The sequence below is a fragment of the Patescibacteria group bacterium genome, assembly GCA_028711655.1.
Lineage (GTDB): Bacteria > Patescibacteriota > Patescibacteriia > Patescibacteriales > JAQTRU01 > JAQTRU01.
Genome location: JAQTRU010000013.1, coordinates 1 through 24417, shown reverse-complemented (window position 1 = coordinate 24417; position 24417 = coordinate 1). Strand labels below are relative to the sequence as shown.

Here is a 24417-nt window from a genome sequence, read left to right as displayed (position 1 = left end):
TTTATAAGTACAAGTGGCACTTGGGCCGAAAAAGGCTGGGGGGGGGGGTAAAAGTATTATGTTTGTTCATAGATATAAAGATATTATAAAAATTAGTAATTTACTTGAAACTTGGGAACGTTTTTTAAAGGGAAAGCGACACAAAAAAGATGTTATGCTTTTCCAGTCTGACTTAGCGTTAAATTTGGCCGGTCTTCATTTTTCGCTTGCTAAATATACTTATAAGCATGGGCAGTATTCAGCTTTTAATGTGTCCGATCCAAAACCGCGCAATATTCATAAGGCGGAAGTTCGCGACCGCGTCTTACATCATTTAATATACAAAGAACTTTACCCTTATTTTGAAAAAAGATTTATTTTTGATTCTTATTCGTGCCGGGAAGGCAAAGGCGTTCATCGGGCGCTTAACCGATTGAAGCGATTTGCCGGCAAAGTGTCCAAAAACCATTCCCGCACTTGCTATGTTTTAAAATGTGATATAAAAAAGTTTTTTGCGAGCATTGACCACAAAATTCTCAAAAAAATTTTAAAAAGGCACATAGAAGACTCCGATATTATTTGGCTCATAAATAGGGTTATTTCCAGTTTTTATTCCATCCGACCGGGTTTAGGCCTTCCTCTCGGCAATCTAACATCCCAACTATTAGTAAATATCTATATGCACGAATTTGATATATATGTAAAGCAAGAGCTTGGAGTAAAGTATTATATCCGGTATGCCGATGACTTTATTATTTTATCCGATAATAAGGATTATCTCAATAGCCTGTTGCTGAAAATTAGCGACTTTCTGCAAAAGAAGCTAAAGTTAAGCCTACATGAGCGCAAAGTCTGTATTAAAACATACGCCTCGGGCGTTGATTTCTTGGGCTGGGTGCATTTTCCGTATCACCGGCAGTTGAGGACAGCGACTAAGCGAAAAATTGCCAGAAAGTTGAAGGGTTATCCTAAAAGAGAAACAATTATTTCTTATCAAGGGCTTCTCAGCCATGGAAATACGTATAAATTTAAAAAGCGTCTTGGACTTGGACTTGATGAATAAATTGCAGTCATAAATGGAGTGAAAAAATAAAGAGCTGAAAGTATTTTAACAACAAGTTGTTTTTTTTCTATTTAATGTTATAATAGAGGCAAGATAATTATTAATTATTCATTATTAATTATAAATTTTTAATATGGATATTTCTTCCTACTTCAAACAAGCTATTGAACAAAAAGCTTCTGATTTACACCTGGTCGCCGGCAGTATTCCGGCTTTGCGTATGGAAGGGGAATTAGTTAAGTTAAACCACGGCATACTTGAAAACAAGGACCTGGAAGAAGGGGTGCGCACCCTGATTGATGAAAAAACATGGGAAAGGTTTAATCGCAAGCGGGAGCTGGATTTTTCCCAGGAATTTTTTGGCGCCCGTTTCCGCGTTAACCTCCATTATCAGGAGGGAAAAATAGCTTTATCCGCCCGTTTAATCCCAAGCAAAATACCCGCTCCCGAAGAAATCGGCTTGAGCGAAACTATTTATAATCTAACGCACATGCGGGATGGTTTGATTATCGTTACCGGGCCATCAGGGTCTGGAAAATCCACGACCCTTGCTGTGATGCTTGACATTATAAACAAGGAGAGGCGGTCTCATATTATTACGATTGAGGATCCGATAGAATATTTATTTGAAGAAAAACAAAGCATCATTGAGCAAAGGGAGTTGGGAAGCGACACCATAACTTTCGCTTCCGCCTTGAAATACGCCCTGCGGCAAGACCCGAACGTAATTATGGTGGGCGAAATGCGGGACCTGGAAACTATCTCGGCGGTTTTGACCGCCGCGGAAACCGGACATTTGGTTCTGTCAACCTTGCATACGGCGACGGCTTCAGAAACAATCGCCCGGATCATTGACGTTTTTCCCGCGCACCAGCAGCAGCAGATTTTGAGCCAATTGTCTTCCACTTTGCGGGCGGTAGTGGCTCAGCATTTGCTTCCCGGAATAAAAGGCGATCGGGTGGCGGCCAGAGAAGTTATGATAAATAACAGCGCTATCGGCAATTTGATAAGGCGCAACCAAATCGGGCAGATTTATACGGTTATCCAGACCAGTCAAAAGGACGGGATGATTACTATGAACAAATCAATTGACAAGCTCTTGCAGGAGGGTTTAATCAGCGCGGAAGTGGCTAAAAATAGAAAAAGAGATTTAGAAACGCAGGCAGTATATTATTAGTTACAAATTACAAATTATTTACAAATTCTACAAATAAAAATTAAAGCACTTGCTAACTAAAATTATTGAGAACTTAACAGCATATTTGTATATTTGTAAATAATTTGTAATTTGTAACTATATGACGGAAGAAAAATGGGAAAATATAAAAGGGCAAATCAAGGATAGTTTCAAGGTGGAAGATGAAGGCTGCGAGCATTCTGATGAGCGGGGCGGGGTTGATATTGATTTTATAATTTTTACCGGCCCTCTGGGTAGAATGAAATTGGAATTTGTTACTAAACCCGTGGTTTTAGACAAAAAAACGACTTATTCGCGACGAATTGGTTCGGAGACAAAAGTGGATTATGTTTATAGCGAAGACGAGAAAACAAGCCGTTTGACGGCTTATAAATGGGATGAAGGCCGGGATGATTGGGTTGAGATTGACGGCAGTATGTTTTCATAATAAATTAATTTTTAAGACATGCGGGCTGTAATTCAGCGGGTTAAAAGCGCAAATGTTAAAATTGATAATAAAATAGTTGGTCAGATCGGCCAAGGTTTGTTGATTTTGTTAGCGGTCCATCAGGCAGACAGCGAAGACAAGATCGAAAAAATGGCGGCTAAAATTATTAATCTAAGAATTTTTGGAGACAAAGACAATAAGATGAATTTATCAGTAAAAGATGCGAATGGGGAAATTTTAGTGGTTTCGCAGTTTACTTTGTATGGAGATACGACCAAGGGCAATCGGCCGAGTTTTATAGAATCAGCCAGACCCGAAAAAGCTATTCCGTATTATGAAAAATTTGTTGCCAAGATAAAGGACAGCGGCCTAAAAACAGCCACCGGCGAATTTGGAGCCATGATGGAAGTTAGCCTGGTAAATGACGGGCCGGTGACAATCATAATTGAAAGTTAGAAAGTTTATAAAGTTTATAACTAAAAACATATGGAAACATTTTATGTTATTTTAGGGGTTATAATTTTCATAATTCTTATTAGCTTGAAACAAATCAACCAATATGAAAGAGGAGTTAGATTCACCATGGGCCGGTATCAGGGCATTATGAATCCGGGCTGGCGGATTGTCATTCCGATTTTTCAGACTTATAAAAAAGTTGATATGCGGGTTAAGGCCGTTGACGTGCCAGACCAAAAAGCCATTACTAGAGATAACGTCTCGGTTATGGTTAATGCCGTTATTTATTATAAGGTCTCTTTCGCGGAAAAGGCCATAATTGAAGTTGAAGATTTTCGGTACGCCATTTCCCAGTTTGCCCAGACTACAATGCGCAACATTGTCGGCGAAGCCACTTTGGACGAATTATTGGCCAATCGGGATAAAATCGCGGACAGGATTAGGGAGATAGTTGACAAGGAAACGGACGAGTGGGGGTTAAAGGTAAATAACGTTGAATTGAAAGATGTAAGTTTGCCCGAAGAGATGGAGCGGGTGATTGCCAAGCAGGCTGAAGCGGAAAGAGAAAAGCGGGCTGTTATTATCAAGGCTGAAGGCGAAGTGGCGGCGGCGGAAAATATGTCAAAAGCCGCCCGGATGCTTTCCAGTTCTGATGGCGCTTTGCATTTAAGGACCTTGCAATCCATCAACGACTTGTCATCAGATCAGTCAAACACCATAATTTTCGCTGTCCCGCTAGAGGTATTGCGGGCATTTGAGGGGCTTAAAGACGACAAAAAAGATGAAAAATAATTTTATGTCCAGAAATTTAAAAATTTTCGTTATTTTGTTGACGGTTATCGCAGTTTTATCTTTGTATTTGATTTTGACCTCGCGGCCGCTTGATGGCGATAGAGCGGGTAATGACGATCAACTTAAGGAAATAAAGGCGAAGCTGGTTAACGACTATAAAGGCGGACTGAATGAAGTTTTGGCTGAATATTGGCGGCTATCTTCGGATGAGGACATTTCGCTTGAGGAAAGCGGATATTTAAAGAATCGGCTGCTGGAGTTGAAAGTTCCGGCAGACCTTAAAGGGTTTCATTTTGGCTTAGTTATGGCTTTTGATAAATTGGAAAGCGGCAGCGAAAAGGAAAGGGCGGAGAGCAAACAAATTATTGAGCAGGCCATGGCTGATTATGAGTGGCTGGACGAATAATTCCCAATACTTTAAGAATTTTTCGCGAGGCTTCGAGCGGATCGACGTTGTGGCCCTGGCGGGCAATATCTTTGATAAATTAAAAATTTATATTGAGTTTGCCGGATTATGAAATATAGCCGACTTTTAGTGTTATTAGTCCCGATTTTGGTCTTAATTTTTCTAGAATCGGTGGTTTTTCGCCATAGTTTATTTTTTGTTTCCTTGTTACTCGCCAACTTGGCGATTTTGGCCGCCGTTTTAGTTTTCGTAAAAGCGGGCAAAACCGAAAAATTTTTTGGCTCCTATCTTGGGGCGGCGATTCTTCCGCTTGGATTTTTGTCAAGCATTTTTGTCTATTCGTCTTTGGTTGTGAATAAATTTCTTATCCAATTTTTATTTTTTTCCGCCTTTGGTTTTATTTATTTTTATTTGCGTTATATTTATTATTATTTAGTCCGCCCCGAATTTTGCCGGACCGATACTATAAAAAGCATTTCTGCCGCAGGAAATTTTTTTATGGTATTTTTTTCCGCCTCCGCCGTTTACGGCTTCCAATCATTTTTGAATATTCCGGTTTGGCTGTTGATGGCTTGTCTGCTTGTTGTGATTTTTTTAGCGGTTTATCAGATCATGTGGGCGAACAAAATCAAGATAAAAACGGCCATTGCTTTTATTCTCATAAGCGGCGTGATTTTATTTGAAGTAGGCTGGGCCATGTCTTTCCTGCCCTTGCGCCACGATATAACCGGGCTGATTCTGGCTATTTACTATTATATATTGATCGGATTATCGCTTGCTTATTTGGCCGGTTCTTTGAGCGGTAAAGTTGTAAAAAATCATTTAATTTTTGGTTTTTTGGGTACCTTGCTGGTTCTCCTTACAGCCAGATGGATGTGAGGCGAGTTAAAAATTTAAGTTTATAGCCAAAAATATGAAAAACAAAATAAAGAAAATATTAGAAAAAAACGGGGTAGCGATATTGCTGGTTTTGGTTTTGATAATAGGGCTTTTGGCCGGATTGGCCGGAGAATTAATTTCCCGGACTTATTTATTTGGGGATTCTTACAATATTCCTTTCTTTGGCGGCATCAGTTTTTCTGACGGAAATTATTCGGGGTCAAATTTGGTTATTCAGGGGGCAAGGAAAGTGGTGGTGGAACAAAACGTAAAGATAGCCGAAACCATTAATTCCGCCAGAGGCAATTTGGTTGGTATTTTTAAAAAAATTAAATCGGATGATCCTGAATCGGGGTTTGATTTGGAAAATTATTACAAGTTAAACCAGGCGCTTGGTTTGGGGCTGATTATCACCAGTGATGGCTGGATCATAACCGATGCCTTGCCTGAAAATTTGAGCAATGAAAATATTTTTAATAATTATGTCGCTATCAGCAAGGAAAGGCAAATATATAAAATTGACCAGATCATAAGAGATACTTTAACGCCGTTTTCTTTTATCCGCGTGGAAGGGGTGAGGGATTTCCCGGTTCAGCAATTTGCGGAAAATAAAGCGGAAAGCGGACAATTAGCAATAGCGGTCGGCTGGTCCGGAAGCACTTTGACTTCGGTTGCCGGAGGCGAGCGGGAGAGTTTGTTAAAGTTTAGCGATGATTTGCCGGGCGAGCTAATTTTGGCTAATACTTTTGGAGAAAATTTAAAGGGAGCGGCGGTGTTTGATTTAACCAGCAAGGTTATCGGGCTGATAGACAGCCGGGGAAAGGCAAGGCCGATTGGCCATTTCCAATCCGCTATCAGGAGCCTTCTGAAAAGCAAAGAAATAAAGCGTCCGAGTTTAGGCGTTAATTATCTTGATTTATCCCTTTTGGCCAAAGAGGACAATAAACACAAAAAAGGCGCTCTTATCTACAAAGGAACGAGCGGTATAAGCGTTGTGAAAAACAGTCCGGCGGCTTTAGCCGGCTTGAAAGATGGGGATATTATAATCCAAGTGGATAATATTGAAATCAATGAAAATAATAGCCTGTCAGATATTATCCAAGGCCGTCTGGCCGGCGACAAAGCAAATATAGTTTATATGCGAGCGGAAGAAAAATTTGAGGTTGAGGTGGCGCTGGCGGAGATAAAATAAGTAGGATTGGTTTCCCGCGGCTCTAAACATTTAGATAATCCCTTAATCCGAATTCTTCCTACGGACTTAAACCTTCCTGCCATAATCCGAATGCCTGTTTTGCCTTCGGCAGCCCTGCTACAAATAGGGCACATGCGAATTATGCTCCGGATACTAATTCGCAACATTCGGATTAATTCAAAGTTTGTGAAGATAAGCAAAGTAGAATTCGTATTAATATTTCATCTTAACTAAGTAACTAATCTAATCATGTTGAACTCAATAAAATCAATCAGGCAAGCGAAAAAACTGGTCGGAAAGAGGGTATTTTTACGGACTGATTTTAATGTTCCCGTGGAAAAGGGCAAAGTCGCGGATGATTATAAGATAATGGCAAGTTTGCCAACTATTCGTTTTTTGCTGCGTTATCGGGCCAAAATTATCATTGCCAGCCATCTTGGCCGGCCGGACGGGAGAAGAGAAAAAAAATACTCTCTGGCGCCAGTGGCAAGGCATTTAGGCGGTTTGCTTGATGAAAAAGTGCGGTTTTCGGATGATTGTACCGGTCTGGCGGCCGGTACGGCCGTGGGCAAGATGAAACCGGGAGAGATTTTGATGCTGGAAAATTTGCGTTTTGCCAAGGGCGAGGAAAAAAATGATAAAAAATTTGCCAAGGAGCTGGCTGGCTTGGCCGATATTTATGTTAATGACGCTTTTGCCAATAGCCATCGGAAGCATGCTTCAATGGCGGCCATAAAAAAATATCTGCCGTCTTACGCCGGCCTGCTTCTCGCCGAAGAAGTGGAAAACCTTAATAAAATCATTTATCCTAGACAACCGCTGATAGCCGTTATCGGCGGAGCGAAAATTGGCACTAAAATTTCGTTTATCAGGAAATTAAGCCAAAAATCTTTTAAAGTTTTAATCGGCGGAGCCTTGGCTAATAATTTTTTTGCGGCCCGGGGGATGGAAATAGGAAAGTCGTTAGCTGATAAAAAAAGCGTGGCTTTGGCCAAGAGCTTAAAAGCAAAGAATATTCTTTTGCCAGTTGACGTGGTGGTGAGCGGCAAAAAAGACGGCCGCGGCCCGGTCAAAGTAAAAAACGATTTTAGAGTGAATAAAAACGAAGCAATTCTGGATATCGGGCCAAAAACCGTAAGATTATATTCTTCGTTTTTGAAGAAAGCCCAGACTATCATCTGGAACGGCCCAATGGGAATGTTTGAGAACGAACATTTTAAGCACGGCACTTTGGCTATCGCCCGCGTTATCGCTTCCCGTTCCCGAGGCCGCGCGTTTGGAGTGGTTGGCGGGGGAGAAACTATTGCCGCTTTGAAAATGACAGGGATGGAAGACTATGTGGACTGGATTTCAACGGGCGGAGGAGCGACCTTGGCTTTTTTAAACGGGGAGAAAATGCCCGGACTTAGTAAAATAACAAAATAATATAATATAAAATAATAAAATAATAGTTAAGTCGGTTTTTTTATATTATTTTATTATTTTATTATTTCAATTCTATGATTCCCAACAAAATCCTTACTATTCTTGCCGGAGTTTTTTTGGCTATCGGCTCAATTTATTTGGCCATGCTTTCCTGGAACGCGATCAAGGCCCATAATTATATCGGGGTAAGCGAAGAACAGAGGCATTCAATCACGGTTACGGGAGAAGGGGAGGTAATTGGCGTGCCGGATATAGCAAAAATTTGGCTTGGGTACAGAATAGAGAAAAAAACAGTGGCAGAGGCGCAGAAAGACAATACCGACAAAATGAACGCGGTTATAAAGAAACTGAAAGATGATTTTAAAATTGACGCCAAGGACATAAAAACGGTAAATTACAGCATTTATCCGCAGTATGATTGGAGCAAGGGCATACAACTTTTCCGGGGATACGAAGTAAACCAGAATCTTGAAATAAAGGTGAGGGAGATGGAGAAAGTAAGCCAGATTTTAGACGCGGCCGGGGGCCTGGGCTTAAATCAAATCGGCAATTTGTCTTTTGAAGTTGACGACGAAGAAAGCTTAAAACAGGAAGCCAGGATTAAAGCGATAGAGGCGGCTAAAGCCAAAGCTGAAAATTTGGCGAAGGTAGCGGGAGTTAAATTGGGAAGGATTATAAATTTTTCTGAATCAAGCAGCGGATATATGCCGATTGCCTATCGGGAAAGCTATAAGATGATAGCCGATGAAGCTTTGGGCATGGGTGGCGCCGCGCCGGAAATTCAAGCCGGCAGCAGTGAAATAAAAGTAACGGCAACGGTTGAATATGAAATACTATAGTTTGCTTTTTATTTTATGTCATCAAATTGAAGTTTTTTAAAATATGCTTTTCAGGCCAAATAGCAGAACCAAGGGTTTTACTCTAATAGAATTATTGGTGGTTATTGCCATTATCGGTCTTTTGGCGTCAATGGCGGTTTACGCTTTGAACGTCACCCGGGTGAAAGCCAGGGACGCGAGAAGGAAGGCGGATATTGTGCAGCTGCATAAAAGTTTGGATATAGCGGCGAACAATAATGGCGGACATTATCCGGATACAACTGGAGGCGTTTTTGTATATGCGGCGTCTTATTTGAAATGTTTGGGGAAAAATACCAGCCAGACCTGTTTCGGAGGTAGATTCAGGGGGCTGGATTCCCTTGAGGCCGTTCTTTCCCCTATAATAAAAGCGCCGGCAGACCCGGTTCGAGTCAATACCATTTTTGACGGTTATTTATACTCCAGATCTTGCCATGTGACCCACGCGCCGGGATGGGAAAATAAACCGTGCATTTTATGGTTGCCGGAAGAACCAGTAACCGCGAATAATTGCCACCCGGGAGTAGTCGGATCGTCCGGCGGTGATGTTTGCGGTTATTCATGCTCGTTTTGCGCACTAAAATTAGGCAATTAAGGGGTCAATTGCCATTTGTTTTTAATGAAAAGTTATATTAATTTAAATAGAGAAAGTGGTTTTACCCTTATAGAATTATTGGTAGTTATTGCCATTATCGGTCTTTTGTCGTCAATGGCGGTTTACGCTTTGAATGTCGCCAGGATGAAAGCCAGGGATGCGAAAAAATTGGCTGATTTTAGGAGTATCTCTAATGCCTTACAGATGTTTTATGATAAGAACGGACAGATGCCTCCAAATTATGTTTCGGGTCAGGAAGTCTGCGATGGCGGCCCCAACCAAGCTCAATATGATCAAGTTATGGGATATTTAGTAAGCGAGGGTTTTTTAGCTTTTATACCGCGCACCCCGGGACACGGGACATATTGTTATTATAATTATGGCAAGGGCAATAACATTGGAGGGCTTTTAGTGACAATATTGGAAGCCGCTCCAAGTACGACTACTGGCATTCCGCCTTCCTGCCGTCCTTGGCCGGCAGGAGTGAATTGGTGCAGCCAGAGCAGCAGCAAGCAATACTGCCTCTGCAATCCCTTTTAGGTAATCTTTGTATGAAAAAAAACGGTTTTACCCTTATAGAATTATTAGTGGTTATTTCTATTATCGGTCTTTTGTCGTCAATGGCGGTTTACGCTCTGAATGTGGCTAGAGTGAAAGCGAAGGAGGCGCGTTGCCGGGCCGATTTGAAACAAATACTCACGGCCATAGAGGTAAAAAGGGATGAACAGAATAAGGTATTGATGGGGGTAACCGGATCTGGTTGTACGCAATGTTCTTGCACCCCCTATGATGATGCCGCCTTTAATTCTCCAACATGTATTAGCCGGCTTACCGCGACTTTTAAAAATTTAGGTTTTCCGGACATTGTAAGAGACCCCTGGGGGAAGCCTTACTTAATAGATGAAAATGAATATGAATTTTCCGCCGATCTTTGCCGAAGAGATTCCTTGAACTCATTAAATTGCGGCAGCATTCATATCCCTTTTTATATTTGCCATTAATCTCGCGGCGCGGCAGTCTCGCCCTTCGCGGAGAGCGGGGCCCTCGCAACTGTTAAACTTTTTACTTTATAATTTTATAAATTTTTAGCTAAATATTATGCCTAAAATAAAAAAAATAATAGCGCGGGAAATTTTAGATTCCCGGGGAAACCCGACAATTGAAACTAAAATTGAACTGGATAACGGAGTGGCAGCTGAAGCCAGCGTTCCTTCCGGAGCTTCTACCGGGGAGCATGAGGCTTTGGAGTTTCGCGATGGAGATAAAAAAAGATATGATGGGCTGGGGGTCTTAAAGGCAGTTGAAAACGTCAACAATAAAATTTCAAAAATTTTGATTGGCAAAGACCCTGGTCAACAGGAAAAAATTGATAAAGAAATGATCAAGCTTGACGGCACGGAGAAAAAAAGCAAGCTGGGAGCTAATGCTATTTTATCGGTTTCCTTGGCTTGCGCTCGCGTTTCCGCGCTTTCGGCTAAGAAAGAACTGTATCAATATTTAGCGGAGACTCACGATTTTGAGACAAAGAAGTATAAGTTGCCGGCTCCCTTTTTTAATATTTTTAACGGCGGGAAGCATGCTGATACTAATCTGGATTTTCAAGAATTCATGATCGCGCCTATGAAGAAAGTAAGCTTTTCAGAAAAAGTTAGAATGGGAGCGGAAATTTTCCATAGATTGGGCCGGGTTTTAAAAAGAGCCAATTTCGACACCGATGTCGGCAATGAAGGCGGCTATGCCCCGGATATTGTTTCGTCAGTACAGGCGATTGAACTTATCTTGGCGGCTGTATTGGAGGCCGGGTATACGCCGGGAAAAGATGTCGGGCTGGGAATTGATGTCGGCTCTTCCGAACTTTATAGTAAAAAAGCGGAAAAATATATTTTCAGATTGGATCGGGCGAGTTTCACGAGCAATACCCTGGTCGGCCTTTATTACGAATGGTTCAGGAAATATCCGATTATCTCTTTGGAAGACGGATTGGCTGAAGACGATTGGGAAGGCTGGAGGGGGTTGACAAAAGAGCTCGGAGAAGAGATGCTTATTATTGGCGATGATTTGTTCGCCACCAATATTAACCGTTTGCGTCGAGGCCTAAAAGAGAAAGTGGCAAACACTATCTTGATAAAACCGAATCAGGTGGGGACTCTTACTGAAACAATGGATTGCGTGAAGTTTGCCAAAAAGCATAATTACAAGGTGATGGTTTCGCATAGGAGCGGGGAAACTTGCGATGACTTTATCGCGGATTTAGCGGTTGCTATCGGGGCTGATTATATCAAAGCCGGATCATTATCACGAGGAGAAAGGGTGGCAAAATATAATCGGTTGATGGAAATAGAGAGTATGATATAAATTTCTAATTTTTAATTCACCTAAACTTTAAATAACCAATAACCAAGAAACCTGCCTGCCGGCAGGCAGACAATAATCAAACAAATCTCCCCGGCCTCGCCAAGCGAAGCGGGGCGGGCAATATTCAATGACCAACAATCAAATGGTTTGGTTGTTGAAGTTTATTTATTGATTATTGTTTGGAATTTGATTATTGATTATTTCTAATTAGAAATTGCAATTTAGAAATTAAAATGTTTTATAACAATAATAACTATGAAAAATAAGCAAAAAAGTTTTAGTAGTTTGCCTATGATACTTGTAATCTTAGACGGTTGGGGCCTAGCCAAACCGAACAAGGGCAATGCCGTAACTTTGTCTGACACACCCACCATGGACGGGATATCAAAAAAGTACCCCTTTACGGAGTTGCATGCCTACGGCCGTTATGTGGGTTTGCCGCCAAAACAGGACGGCAACAGCGAAGCCGGGCATATGAACATTGGGGCTGGCCGGGTAGTGGAGCAGGACGCGGTAAAAATAAGCAAAAGCATTAACGACGGAACTTTTTTCAAGAATACGGCTTTAATGGAAGCAATAAAGAATGCTAAAACCAACAAGTCAAAAATGCATCTGATGGGCATGCTTTCCAACGGCATGAGCGCCCACAGCGAACCGGATCACATTTTAGCTCTGTTGACTTTGCTGGAAAAAAATAAAGTTGATAATGTTTATCTCCATTTATTTACGGACGGCCGCGATTCCCCGAAATACGCGGCTTTAAAATTAGTGGAAGACATGGAGAGGAGTTTCAAAAACAAAGAGAAAGTAGCCACGATTATCGGGCGTTTTTACGCTATGGACCGGACGAAAAAATGGGAGAGGACAAAAATGGCTTATGAAGCCTTGCTTTTGGGCAAAGGCCATGAAGCGAAAAACGCGCGGACAGCCATAAGTGAAAGTTATAACAAAGGAGATAACGATGAATTTATTGAACCTTACATAATAGATCCGGCCGGCCGGATAGAGGAAGGGGACAGCGTAATATTTTTTAACCTGCGGTCGGACCGCGCCCGGCAACTGGCCAAAGTTTTCGTCCAAAAGAATTTTAATGAAGATAATCCCGGGTCATTTAAAAGGGCGATCGTTTTAAAAAACCTGTGCTTTGTGGCCATGACTGATTTCGGCCCGGATTTAGACTCCATTATGTCCGCTTTTCCCAGCGTGGATTTAAAGCAGACCCTGCCTATGGTACTGTCTGATATGAAACAGCTTTATTTGGCGGAAACGGAAAAATACGCCCATGTCACTTACTTTTTCAACGGCGGTTATTCCGGCCGGGTTAACGGCGAAGACCAGGCGGTTATCGCCTCCCCAGATGTAAAATCCTATGACGCCACGCCGGCCATGAAAACAAGAGAGTTAACCGAAACGGTCATTCATAGTCTGGAGAAAAGAAAATATGATTTTATCCTTCTTAATTTTGCCGCGCCGGATATGATAGGCCATACCGGAAACCTAGAGGCGGGCATAAGGTGCTGCCACGAAGTTGATAAATGCCTGGGGCGGATTGTGAAAGCTTATCTGGGCGCCGGCGGGACTGTTGTTATAACCGCCGATCACGGCAATATAGAGGAGATGATAAATTTGGAAACCGAAGAAATTGACACCGAGCATTCAACCAATCCGGTGCCATTCGTTATAGTCAACAAGAAATACGGCGGGAGTAATAAAATTAAATTGAAAGATGACGGGGTTTTGGGGGATATTGCGCCGACGATTCTGGAATTGATGGGAAGAAAAAAACCAAAGGAAATGTCAGGAGAAAGTTTAATAAAATAACAAAATAACAAAATAATATAAAAATAAAATAAAAATTTTTTGTCTATGGTAGCAAACAAAACGCAAATTAATAGGCCTAAGCCCGTTATTTTGGTTATCCTGGACGGCTGGGGAATAACCCAACCCTATACCGGCAACGCCATTAGCCAGGCCAACACTCCTAATTTTAACGGTTTGGTCGCCCAGTATCCGTCTATGACTCTGCGAGCTTCCGGCGAAGCCGTGGGCCTGCCCTGGGGCGAAGCCGGAAATAGCGAAGTTGGTCATCTTAACCTAGGTTTGGGCAGGATTATTTATCAGGATTTGCCCAGGGTTAACAAGGCAATCAGCGATAATAGTTTTTATAAAAATGAGGTTTTTTTGAAAGCGATTGAGCATGCGAAAACCAACAACGGAAAATTACACTTTTTAGGGTTAGTTTCCTCCGGAAACGTCCATGCTTCAATTGAACATTTATACGCTTTATTGGCCTTGGCCAAAGAAAAGAAAGCCAAAGAGGCTTATATTCACGTTATTTTAGACGGTCGGGACACCCCCTACAACAGCGGCGTGAGTTTTATGAAGGATTTGAATCATTATATCGCTGAATGCGGTTTGGGAAAAATTGCCACGGTTTCCGGCCGTTTTTACGCCATGGACCGGGATAACCATTGGGACAGGACGGCCAAGGCTTATGCGGCAATTGCCGAAGGCAAGGGCAATCAGGGCGAAGATGCTATAAAAATTCTGGAAGAGAGTTATAAGAAAAAAATATATGATGAGGAATTTGTGCCTGCGGTAATCATGGAAAAAGGGCAGCCGGTGGCGAAGATAGAAAACGGCGATGCAGTTATTTTTTTCAATTTTCGGCCGGATCGGGCCAGGCAAATTACCAAAGCTTTTGTCTTGCCAAGCTTTAACAAATTTGCCGGCTGGAAGTACCTGAATAAGCTGTTTTTTGCCGGTTTTACTGAATACGAAAAAAGTTTGCCGATGGAAATCGCCTTCCTGCCGGAAATTATAACCAATACTCTGGGCGAGGTAATTTCCAAGAATAATTTAAAACAACTGCGAATCGCGGAAACGGAAAAATACGCCCATGTTACCTATTTTTTTAATGGCGGCCGAGAAGAGAGGAGCGAGGGCGAGGACCATGAATTAGTGCCGTCGCCGGCGGTTGCCAGCTATGATCTAAAGCCGGAAATGTCGGCCCCTGAAGTCGCGGAAAAAGTTATAAAGGCCATAGACAATGAAGCTTATGATTTTATTCTGGTTAATTTTGACAATCCGGACATGGTTGGCCATACCGGAAATTTAGAAGCGGCTGTCAAGGCGGTTGAAACCATTGACAACTGCTTGGGCAAAATAAGCAAAAAAGTTTTAGACAAAGACGGAGCGTTATTAGTGACGGCTGACCACGGCAACGCCGAGATGATGTTTAATATGCAAACCGGAATGATAGACAAAGAGCATACGGCCAATCCCGTGCCTTTTATCCTCATCGGAAAGCAGTTTGAGGGGAAAACCATAGGTTTTAAAGAAATTCCGGGCAGCGATCTAAGCCTGGTTAAGCCGCAGGGAATTTTATCCGATGTGGCGCCGACAGCGCTGAAAATAATGGGTTTGCCCAAACCGGATGAAATGACCGGCCGGAGTCTATTTTAATTTTAAAATTTCATTATGTTAGCGGACGAGAGAAAGGATTTTGCCGATAACCTTAATTTAAAATTTCAGGGATATCAGGGCATTATTTTGAAACCATTACTTATTCTTCTTCATCGGTTTGGTTTAAGCGCCAATATCTTGACCAATTTTAGGCTTTTGGGGGGAGTAGTTTTTTTATTTTGGTTCTACTACGGCGAAGAATTCTTTGCCTCTTTATTTCTTGTTTTTATTTTGCTTTTGGATATTTTTGACGGGGCGCTGGCAAGATTCCAGAACAAGGCTTCTGATCGCGGGAAGTTTCTTGATATTTTCACGGATTCCGTGGTTTATTCATTTACCATTTTAGCGTTATTTAAATTCAGAGAAAATTTAACGCCTCTGGCTTATAACATTTTTATTATCGCCGTTGCTTATCTTCTGGGAATAATAAAAAAGCGGGAATTTAAAAAATCCGACTGGATTCTTTGTCCCCGCGCCCAATTAAGTTACCTTAAAGCCATTGTGGTAATTCCATTTTTTCTTTTAATTTTTTTTCGCTGGAATTTTATTTTTGAAGCGGTTTTTATCGCCAATGTTATTGCCACCATTCTAAGCGTTTATTACTTTATTTTTATCCAGATCAGGTGGAAAAAATTTTATGGCGCCATAAAATAAAATTTTTATTTAGGGTATTTTTGCCCCTTCCTGCCGGCGGCTTTTGTTAATATAGCTCCGGTTTTTTTAAAACATTTATTGATTTTTTACTGATTTTACTTGACATAATTAATTATATATGTTATTATTTTAAATTAGCGCATTTTTTGTTGATCCTTAAAAAATTAATACAACATATAGTATTCGCGTTTCGCATAATGCGAAGCAAACCGTTTAAGTCTTGGGAAAGGTAAGTGGAATGAAAAAGTTCATGGTTGTCGCGCTGGCGGTTATTATTTTCGGTGTAGTACCGAGTTTTGCCTCCTTTGCCTCCGAATTTGGGGGGACCACCTATATTCAGGACAATTACGCAATAGCTCTCAATGTTCTCGGCGAAGACGGGGAAATTGCAGAGCTGGAATTTTGGTTCAATGCCTTCGGAGATATTCTTCAGGGGGCGGAAGCTTTTAAGGTAACATTCACGGTCTACGAAAAGACGGGGCATGAATCCGTTGTTCGTATGCCGGGCGAATATCTGGTGGGGGAAAATTTCGGATTTTTTCCTGATCCGCACGATGGCAATAGGAGTATCTGGTGTATCCTGGGCCAGGGCAAAGAATCAAGGATAGGTTGGACAATCATGTCCAATTACAATTCCGATAACCCCAAGCCTTCAGTGATGAAGGTCGTGGTTAATAACATCCAGGCGAAAAAAGACCGGGAATGGTCTACTTTATATTACGGCGCGGAGATGTATTTTAACTTCACCACCGTAAAGCCGGATGACCTCAATTTTAACGGAGTGCCCTTTGAATTAGAGGATGTGTATATCCTCTATACAATGTTTTTTGAGATAAGGGCAGACAACATCTATTATTCCCAGGAGGATTTGAATATCCTGTGCGATATTGATAAAAACGGGGTATTCGAAGCGGCCGATCTTGACTGGGCCGTTAAAGTCTTTTTGGCGGCATCCCAGAAATTCGCGGGAAAAACGGTTCCTCTTTCCTGGGAAGAGCAACTTTTAAGCAAATATCCCGGCGAAGTTGAATCAGTAAGAGCTTTCATCGGAATGCTTAGAGAAAAAATGGGCATCCGAACGTCGGTTGGAGAATTGGCGCCAATGTCATTTTTTCTCGGTCAGAACTACCCCAACCCCTTCAACCCTTCCACGACAATTCCCTTCACTCTGGCGGAATCGAGAAACATAACACTCGGGGTCTACACGTTATCCGGCCAGAAGGTCGACACTATTGTCAACGCCTGGATGCCAGCCGGGTCTCATTCGGTCGTGTGGAAACCTAATTCGGCTGTTGCCAGCGGCGTATATTTCATACGTTTACAGGCAGGCCAACAGAGTTCAACCAAGCGGATTTTATTCACGAAGTAAGTGAACGGGCCGCCCGGGGATCTCCCTCTTTGTCATAATTGAAGAGGGAGATTTTTTTATATCAAAATTCCCCCAACCTCTGCCTGTTGCTAGGCGCTTCCCTTATCCGCCGCAGGAACGGGGCAGGCAAGGGGGTGAGGAGGATTGGGGGTAATTAAAATAGCCTTGGCGCTATCCAAGGCTATTTTAAATCGCAATATGATTTTTAGAAAAAAAGATAACCGAATAAACTTACCAAGAATCCGATTAAACTGCCGACTATTACTTGGGCTGGCGTATGCCCGATTTTTTCCAGAAGGCGAGGGTAGCTCTTATCAAGCATTTGGTCTTCGCCCAAATCTTTGACCAAAACATTAAGGGTTTGGCCATGCTGGCCCAGGTAGCGGCGAATGCCGGTGGCGTCGCGGATAACAATAACCGCCAAGAAGAAACTAACAGCGAAAAGGGGAGAGGAAAGCCCTAAATCCAAGAGAATAATCGTGGCCAGGGAAACGACAATGGCGCTATGGCCAGAGGGCATGCCGGCGTAGGCGAAAACATTTTTAAAGCTAAATTTTTCGCCGTTAGCCTTAAAGAAAAATTTTAAAGTTTGGGCAATCAGGCCGGAGAGGATGGGGAGGAGTAAGATATTATACATAATAAAATGAGATTCTTGGGATTCTTAAGATCTTTGCGATTCTTAGGAAAGCAAGAATTTATAATTTAAATATCAAGATTTTCCACCTTCTTGGCGTGTGTCTGGATAAAATGCTTGCGCGGGGCGACATCGTCGCCCATGAGCATATCAAAAATTTTATCAGCCGCGGCCGCGTCTTCAACGGTTACTTGTTTTATGATCCTTTGCTCGGGATTCATTGTTGTTTCCCAAAGCTGAACCGGGTTCATTTCTCCCAAACCTTTGTAGCGTTGGATAGTAATCCGGTTAGCGGTTTTTTTCTTTACCTCTTCTTTTTCTTCAATATTTTCGGCTTCTTCGTTTTCTTCAGCCTCTTTTTCCTCAACTTCTATCACTTCTCCGCCAAGATCTTTTACAATTCTTTCTTTTTCCTCGTCGCTGTAAGCGTATTTTATCGCTGTTCCTTTTTTAACTTGGTAAAGCGGAGGTTGGGCGATGTAGAGATTTCCGTTGGTGACCAGGGGGGCAAAATGCCTGAAAAAAAGGGTCAGAAGCAGAGTCCTGATATGGGCGCCGTCAACGTCGGCGTCAGTCATGATTATAACCCGGTGGTAGCGCAATTTTGCCAAATCAAATTGCTCGTCAATATTCGTGCCTAAGGCGATTACCAGATTTTTGATTTCATTATTGGCCAACATTTTATCCAGCCGGGCTCTTTCCACATTTAAAATTTTTCCCCTTAGCGGCAAAATCGCCTGAAATTTTCGGTCCCGGCCTTGTTTGGCAGAGCCTCCGGCCGAATCTCCCTCCACGATATACAGTTCACATTCTTCCGGATGGCGGCTTGAGCAGTCAGACAATTTTCCGGGCAGAGTCATGCCGTCCAAAGCTCCTTTTCGCAGGATTGAAGCGCGGGCCGTGCGGGCGGCAATGCGGGCCTGCGCGGACAGGACGCATTTGCCGATTATAGCTTCGGCTTCTTTCGGGTGCTCTTCCAAAAAAATCATAAAAGAGTCGCCGAAAACCTGCTCAACATAAGTTTTCATTTCCGCATTGCCTAATTTGCTCTTGGTTTGGCCTTCAAACTGCGGGTCGGTAAGTTTTACGCTCACGATCGCGGTTAAACCCTCCCTGACATCATCGCCGGTTAAATTTTCTTCCTTTTCTTTGAGGAGATTATGGTTGCGGGCGTAAGAGTTAAGGGTTCTGGTTAGAGCGGTTCTGAAGCCGACTAAGTGGGTTCCGCCTTCGGGATTGTTTATATTATTGGCAAAAGACATGACTGTTTCATTAAATTGGTCGTTGTATTGCAGGGCGACTTCAACTTTTGAATTGTTTATTTCTTTTTCCACGTAAAAAATTGTTTCATTTTTTACGGTTTCGCCGCGATTCAAGGCCTTTATGTAAGATTTAATTCCGCCTTCAAAATGGAATTTATAGTCCTTTTCCCGATGTCCTGACCGGCGGTCTGAAACTCGGATGGTAATGCCTTTGGTCAGGTAGGCTTGCTGGCGCAGGCGATCAAGAACCTTGCCCCAATTAAATTCCAATTCTGTAAAAATCGTTGTGTCCGGTTTAAAAGTTATGATGGTTCCGGTTTTCTTGCTCGCGCCGGCGGGCTTTACCTTTTTTAAAGGTTTGCCCCGTTTATACTCCTGAACCCAAATTTTTCCGTCCCTATGGACTTCGGCTTTCAAATATTCGCTCAAAGCGTTAACTACAGAAACGCCGACCCCATGAAGGCCGCCGGAAACCTTGTAGCCGCCGTTTTCGCCGAATTTTCCGCCGGCATGAAGTTTGGTCAGGACGGTTTCCAGGGCGGACAATCCCGTTGCTTTGTGCTTATCTACCGGAATGCCTCGGCCATTGTCGGATATCTCTACCATACTTTCCGATAACAAGGTGACGCCGATTTCCGTGGCAAAGCCGGCCATGGCCTCGTCAATGCCGTTGTCCACAACTTCCCAAATTAAATGATGCAATCCCGTGGCGGAAGTTGAGCCAATATACATACCCGGCCTTTTGCGCACCGGCTCCAGGCCTTCCAAAACCGTTATTTGTTCAGCGCCATAAGCGGATTTTGTTTCTTTTTTCTTTAAGATATTGTTTTTTGCCATAAAAAATATGCAGTTTGTTATTGGCTATTAAAAATTAGGAATTTTTAATTCCAAACCAATAATTTAAGTTATATTTCAATCAAAAATATCCCCAAAATAGGGCATGTTATTCTATTATTATTTTAGCAAAAAAACACGGGGTTGGCAAGGGATATTTTTTGCCTTTTTTTGTCAAAAATAGTAAGATAAGGTTTAGGTTGTATTTATAAAAAAATCCTTTGGTTTTTCCACGGGAAGCGTAGAGCTCGTTAAAATAAAAATTCAATTTAAATTTCCTGAAAATTAAACAAGGGGGAAAACAATGCCCAAGACGCGAAAAATGCGAATTTTTGTCTTATTGTTTTTGTTGTTCTTGCCAAAAGAACTCTTTGGACAAGATTTTTCTTTAAAAAAAGAAGAGATATTAATGCTCCAAACAGAGTTCGCCGAAAGAATCGGAAATAGGGCAGAGATTGATTCGGATTATCAGAATGAAATTATCCAGGACGCTTTGAGAAGATTTGCGGCGGCCGACATTAAGGAAAGCCAGTATTTTCTGTATGCGGACAGGAATTCCGAGCGCCAGTTGATTTTTGTCTGTTTTTTTGATTATGACAGCAAAGAAATTGTTGAGATCGGTAGAGAGAAAATTTCAACCGGAAATCCGCAAAGGAAAGGGGATTATTTTTTTACGCCTACCGGCATTTTCAAAAACACGGTTAAAAATTCCAGCTATAGGGCGTTGGGAACAAAAAATGAACAGGGCTGGCGCGGACTGGGAGAAAAGGGGAGCCGGGTTTGGGATTTCGGCTGGCAGAGAAGCTATAAAATTATTAATGGCGCGAAGATGTTTATTGATATCCGCCTTTTATTACACGCTACTGATCCGGATTTCGGGGAGCAGAGATTGGGGGAGCGAGATTCAAAGGGTTGCATAAGAATTTCCGGGAATTTGAACAGATTTCTAGACCATTTCGGAATCATTGATAAGGATTACGAGAAACAAAGGCACTGGTCTTTGGAAAAAAGCAGAAATCCGGTTTTTTATCAGGGGGAATACCTCTTGGTTGGAGATTCGGGAGAATTTGCAGAAAAAAATAAAGCTGGAGGGTAAAGGGGGAAAATTTAAAACAACCGTGCCTAATTTTTAGGCACGGTTTTAATTTAAAAAATCGTTTTTTTGTTATATTTATGGGGGAGTAATGTGCCCCCATTCTGGTTTTGAAACCTTGACTTCTTTGCCCCAAAAGAGTAAAAGATAGTTGGAGAGCTTTTCTCCAATAATAAGACTATAGCGAAAATTAATATAGTGAGTTCTTTTAAAAAAGAATATGGGACGCCCCAAGGAGGTGAGAAAGATGGGAAGGTACAAAGAGAAAGAAACGACAAGTTTTTCTGACAGTTTTCCTTTGCCCCCGCCATCTCTTTACTCTTTTGAGATTGAGGATACAAAAACGGGTAGAATTGGAAAGGGCTGGGGAAAGACGAAACAAGAAGCAAGAGATAATGCCTGGAAAGACCTTAAATACGGCGAAGAGCCAAAATACAAAAGCGGCGGCGGAGGCGGTGGAGGAATTTTTACCCCTATGCCGTTGTCTTTGCCGTTGCCTTTCGGGGGAACATTAGTATCTTTATTTTTTATTCTTTTGTTATTTTTTATGTTTCTCTTTTTTTTGGCCAAAGGTTGTGAATTTGTGTGCTCCCAGGCAGATAGGGGTATTAATATAATTTACCCCGCTTATGAAACGGGCGAAGAAGCGTTTTTAAGGCAAAAGCAAGAATGGGCTGGTTGGAAAAATTTTATTCAGGGTTCGGAAAAACGGTTCTCGCCATTTGGGAATTTTTTTGCAACGCCAGAGGGTAGAATTGTTTTTATTTCTCAAGTAAAAGATAGCTATGGAATCTGCCTTTTGGATCTTCAAAGCGAAAAGAAGGTTGAATTAGTAAAAACCGAAGATAAAATAAAATCTTATGACATCTCTTTGGACAGAAAAAAAGCGGTTTTTGTCGCTTTTCTGGGAGACAACCAGGAGATTTATTTGACCAATTTTGGCGGCGGAACAACTCGGTTGACTGAAACAACCGATGGATATGGCGGTTATGAGGATGTTGTTTGGTTATCCCCCGAGGCAATTTTAGCCACAAAAATACGTTTATACGAAAAGCTAATCTGGCAAATCAGCTTCTTGAATTTTATGCCGAAGGTATCAGCAAGATCTGACTTTAAAATACCCACCCGCGAGGAATACAATGATGATTGGAGGGAAAAAGCGACCCGAAGACACACAAGAAATTTTTTTAATTTCGTGAGCCCGACGGTATCCCCGGACGGAACAAAGATTGCCTATATTAAATACGATCTCCATGTCTTTCCGCACTCCAAAGTCAAAGGGGCGGGCTGTATTGTCGTGAAAGACTTGTGGAGTAATAAAGAGTCTGTTTATTCAGACATGAATGCCATCCGTTTAACCCCCCAGGCCTGGTCGCCAGATGGCAACAGAATTACTTTTTCGGCAGTTGACAGGGCGAAGAAAGAAAGAATAGGAGTATTGGAATTGCGTGGGACAACCCTGCCATTCGGAAGAGTAACCTGGCTTAGAGTTGCTGGTAATAATTCCGCCTGGTCGCCAGATGGCAGATGGATCGCTTTTGATAATGAAGGAGAAATATACGTTTTTGAAATCACTTCTGGCGAGGTAAAAGTTGTGCCCTATGATCCGGAGTTTATTCACATCGGGGGCAGGGCGAGGATTAGTTTCGGCAATGTCCTCAAAATTACCAAAGGCGAAAAACCTCTCTGGATTACCCGCGATTAAGCACTCGAAATTATCGGGTGCTTTTTTATTTTGAGGAAATTTTTAAAATTTAAACAACAGAACGCAGGAGGAGGGGGGGGCAAAAGAATTTTTTTGATTTTTTTTACGAAATATGCTATTATAATAAAAATAATGAAACAAATTTTATCACTCAAAACATATGGAATCAAGAAAAAAATTAATTTTATTATTCTTCATCCTCTCCCTAAGCTTAGTCATATTCGGGGCTAAGAAAGTTGAGGCGGCTTTCGGCCTTGACGCTAATTTCAGGCAAGTAAGGACAGCTGATAACCCGGCAGTTTACTATTTAGACCATGTTCGCGGGCTTAAAAAAGCCTATGTTAATGAAGCGGCCTTTTTAGCTTATGGCAATAAGTGGGAAGATGTAAAAATAGTGAGCCAAGCCGAGTTGGATAAATGGCCGGAAATGCAATTAGCCAAAGAAAAAGACAGTCCGGCCGTTTATTATATAAAAAATGGGAAAAAAACCCTGATTGAATCCGCCAGGGATTTTATTAATTTGGGTTTTAATTGGGGAGACATCGTGAATTTAAACAAAACCGATTTAGAGCAATACGCTTCTTCAACTTATGCGGAGGCGAAATTAATCATTTACAAATTAACCGATTACGAATTGGTAAAGACAAAGGCGAGCTCGGCGGTTTATTACATAAAAGAAAAACTTAAAACGCCGATTAAAACAGCTGCGGATTTTATCAAGCTCGGCTTTAAGTGGGACGACATTAACATTGTGGAGGAAGACGATTTGAGCGATTTGACAGAAGCCGGGTATGAGGAAACCGGGCTGGATGTTGGTTTGACTTCGGCGGAGGGCAGTTTGGTTGTTTTTCTGGATTCAAGCAGCCCCAAGGGCGGCGCCAATTTGCCTTTGGCCACCACCAACAATTTGCTGGCGATTTTCGCTTTGAAATCCGAAGCTGGCCAAGCCGAGGTGAGCCGCCTGGGATTTGACCTGAAAGGAATATTTTCTGAAAAAATTTTGGCCAATGTCTATTTGAGTCATGAAAATAAAATTGATCTGGGGATCACCCCGGCAATCAACGGCAAAAAAATCAGTTTTAATTTTGGCGACAACCCCTTGGTAATTAAGAAGGGCGGGGTAAAAAAGATTTATGTTTGGGTTGACTTGGCTGATTGCCCAACCTGCACGAGCCATGACTTGCAGATTACTATCAGCCAAGCTTCTGACATCGGTTTCGACGGAGAGATTGGAGGCGCCTTTCCAGTGGCGGCAGCCTCCTTTAATTTAGTCAATGCTTTGGACGTTCTGGGCCAGGCAAAAATAGAGGAGTTGGCGGTTGACGCCTCCGGCCGAGAGGCGATTATTGGCGAGCCCGAGCAAGCCATAGGAAAATTTAAAATCAGCGAAATTTCCGGCAATGAGGATATTTTAATTGATAACCTGGCGATTAAAATCCAAGGCACGGCTCTGCCCGGCAGTTTTTCCGGCTTGGTTTTAAAAAACGAGAAAAAAACAATTGTCGCCCGAGCCGATTCGGTCGCTGATGATCGGCAGGTTCTCTTTGAGTTTGATAATTATAAAATTAAAAAAAGTTCGGGGGAAATTTTTACCGTTTCAGCCAGCCTTAACGAAGGTGACGGCCGCAGCTTTGACCTCAAAGTGGTTAGAGCCAATATTACGGGTTCAAATAATAACTTCGGGCTTAAAATAAGCTATTTAAGCATAGAAGACAACGTAAATATCGTGAGAAAGAATCTTGGAGAGGCGGCCAAAAAACTGGAAGCCAATAAAAAA

General features: G+C 42.1%; 23 protein-coding genes. 21 read left to right on the top strand and 2 right to left on the bottom strand.

What is annotated here, in order from left to right; genetic code table 11:
- The first annotated feature begins 58 nt into the window (after positions 1-58).
- From PHQ42_02470 to PHQ42_02385, 18 genes are all read left to right on the top strand, one after another.
- Positions 59-1042 carry a reverse transcriptase/maturase family protein gene (locus tag PHQ42_02470; GenBank protein MDD5071580.1) on the top strand — a complete coding sequence of 328 codons (984 nt, stop codon included), beginning with the start codon at positions 59-61 and terminating at the stop codon, positions 1040-1042.
- 133 nt (positions 1043-1175) lie between these two features.
- The gene (locus PHQ42_02465) at positions 1176-2219 is read left to right on the top strand and encodes a PilT/PilU family type 4a pilus ATPase (GenBank protein ID MDD5071579.1); all 1044 of its coding nucleotides are present in this window, start codon (positions 1176-1178) and stop codon (positions 2217-2219) included.
- A 121-nt stretch (positions 2220-2340) separates the two neighbouring features.
- On the top strand, positions 2341-2667 hold the full coding sequence (locus PHQ42_02460; protein ID MDD5071578.1) for a hypothetical protein: 327 nt from the start codon (positions 2341-2343) through the stop codon (positions 2665-2667).
- 18 nt (positions 2668-2685) lie between these two features.
- Entirely contained in the window at positions 2686-3123 is a 438-nt protein-coding gene (dtd, locus tag PHQ42_02455; GenBank protein ID MDD5071577.1) for a D-aminoacyl-tRNA deacylase, read from the top strand.
- A gap of 30 nt (positions 3124-3153) precedes the next feature.
- Entirely contained in the window at positions 3154-3915 is a 762-nt protein-coding gene (locus PHQ42_02450) for an SPFH domain-containing protein (protein ID MDD5071576.1), read from the top strand.
- A gap of 4 nt (positions 3916-3919) precedes the next feature.
- A complete protein-coding gene (locus PHQ42_02445) occupies positions 3920-4321 on the top strand; it encodes a hypothetical protein (GenBank protein MDD5071575.1) in 402 nt (133 codons plus the stop codon).
- A gap of 108 nt (positions 4322-4429) precedes the next feature.
- Positions 4430-5200, top strand: coding sequence for a hypothetical protein (locus PHQ42_02440; protein ID MDD5071574.1), 771 nt, complete (start codon positions 4430-4432; stop codon positions 5198-5200).
- Between the two features lie 34 nt (positions 5201-5234).
- On the top strand, positions 5235-6392 hold the full coding sequence (locus PHQ42_02435) for a S1C family serine protease (GenBank protein ID MDD5071573.1): 1158 nt from the start codon (positions 5235-5237) through the stop codon (positions 6390-6392).
- Between the two features lie 249 nt (positions 6393-6641).
- Positions 6642-7817, top strand: coding sequence for a phosphoglycerate kinase (locus PHQ42_02430; GenBank protein MDD5071572.1), 1176 nt, complete (start codon positions 6642-6644; stop codon positions 7815-7817).
- Between the two features lie 74 nt (positions 7818-7891).
- The gene (locus PHQ42_02425; GenBank protein ID MDD5071571.1) at positions 7892-8656 is read left to right on the top strand and encodes an SIMPL domain-containing protein; all 765 of its coding nucleotides are present in this window, start codon (positions 7892-7894) and stop codon (positions 8654-8656) included.
- Between the two features lie 43 nt (positions 8657-8699).
- A complete protein-coding gene (locus PHQ42_02420; GenBank protein ID MDD5071570.1) occupies positions 8700-9269 on the top strand; it encodes a type II secretion system protein in 570 nt (189 codons plus the stop codon).
- Between the two features lie 24 nt (positions 9270-9293).
- Entirely contained in the window at positions 9294-9809 is a 516-nt protein-coding gene (locus PHQ42_02415; protein ID MDD5071569.1) for a type II secretion system protein, read from the top strand.
- Positions 9810-9820: 11 nt separating this feature from the next.
- The gene (locus tag PHQ42_02410; GenBank protein MDD5071568.1) at positions 9821-10270 is read left to right on the top strand and encodes a type II secretion system protein; all 450 of its coding nucleotides are present in this window, start codon (positions 9821-9823) and stop codon (positions 10268-10270) included.
- A gap of 97 nt (positions 10271-10367) precedes the next feature.
- Positions 10368-11624, top strand: a complete 1257-nt coding sequence (eno, locus tag PHQ42_02405; protein ID MDD5071567.1) for a phosphopyruvate hydratase — start codon at positions 10368-10370, stop codon at positions 11622-11624.
- A 255-nt stretch (positions 11625-11879) separates the two neighbouring features.
- Entirely contained in the window at positions 11880-13445 is a 1566-nt protein-coding gene (gpmI, locus tag PHQ42_02400) for a 2,3-bisphosphoglycerate-independent phosphoglycerate mutase (GenBank protein MDD5071566.1), read from the top strand.
- Positions 13446-13490: 45 nt separating this feature from the next.
- Entirely contained in the window at positions 13491-15089 is a 1599-nt protein-coding gene (gene gpmI, locus PHQ42_02395; protein ID MDD5071565.1) for a 2,3-bisphosphoglycerate-independent phosphoglycerate mutase, read from the top strand.
- Positions 15090-15104: 15 nt separating this feature from the next.
- On the top strand, positions 15105-15743 hold the full coding sequence (locus tag PHQ42_02390; protein MDD5071564.1) for a CDP-alcohol phosphatidyltransferase family protein: 639 nt from the start codon (positions 15105-15107) through the stop codon (positions 15741-15743).
- A 238-nt stretch (positions 15744-15981) separates the two neighbouring features.
- Positions 15982-17112 carry a T9SS type A sorting domain-containing protein gene (locus PHQ42_02385; GenBank protein ID MDD5071563.1) on the top strand — a complete coding sequence of 377 codons (1131 nt, stop codon included), beginning with the start codon at positions 15982-15984 and terminating at the stop codon, positions 17110-17112.
- A gap of 205 nt (positions 17113-17317) precedes the next feature.
- Here the strand turns inward: PHQ42_02385 and PHQ42_02380 are convergent, their stop codons facing one another.
- Positions 17318-17749: a divergent PAP2 family protein gene (locus PHQ42_02380; protein ID MDD5071562.1), complete on the bottom strand. Its 432-nt coding sequence runs from the start codon at positions 17747-17749 to the stop codon at positions 17318-17320.
- A gap of 65 nt (positions 17750-17814) precedes the next feature.
- Entirely contained in the window at positions 17815-19845 is a 2031-nt protein-coding gene (gyrB, locus tag PHQ42_02375) for a DNA topoisomerase (ATP-hydrolyzing) subunit B (protein ID MDD5071561.1), read from the bottom strand.
- Between the two features lie 406 nt (positions 19846-20251).
- Here gyrB and PHQ42_02370 point away from each other — a divergent pair, with 406 nt between their 5' ends.
- From PHQ42_02370 to PHQ42_02360, 3 genes are all read left to right on the top strand, one after another.
- The gene (locus tag PHQ42_02370) at positions 20252-20938 is read left to right on the top strand and encodes a murein L,D-transpeptidase (GenBank protein MDD5071560.1); all 687 of its coding nucleotides are present in this window, start codon (positions 20252-20254) and stop codon (positions 20936-20938) included.
- Positions 20939-21155: 217 nt separating this feature from the next.
- The gene (locus PHQ42_02365; GenBank protein ID MDD5071559.1) at positions 21156-22640 is read left to right on the top strand and encodes a hypothetical protein; all 1485 of its coding nucleotides are present in this window, start codon (positions 21156-21158) and stop codon (positions 22638-22640) included.
- A 160-nt stretch (positions 22641-22800) separates the two neighbouring features.
- Positions 22801-24417 (top strand): hypothetical protein (locus tag PHQ42_02360; GenBank protein ID MDD5071558.1); only part of this gene is annotated, 1617 nt, incomplete at its 3' end.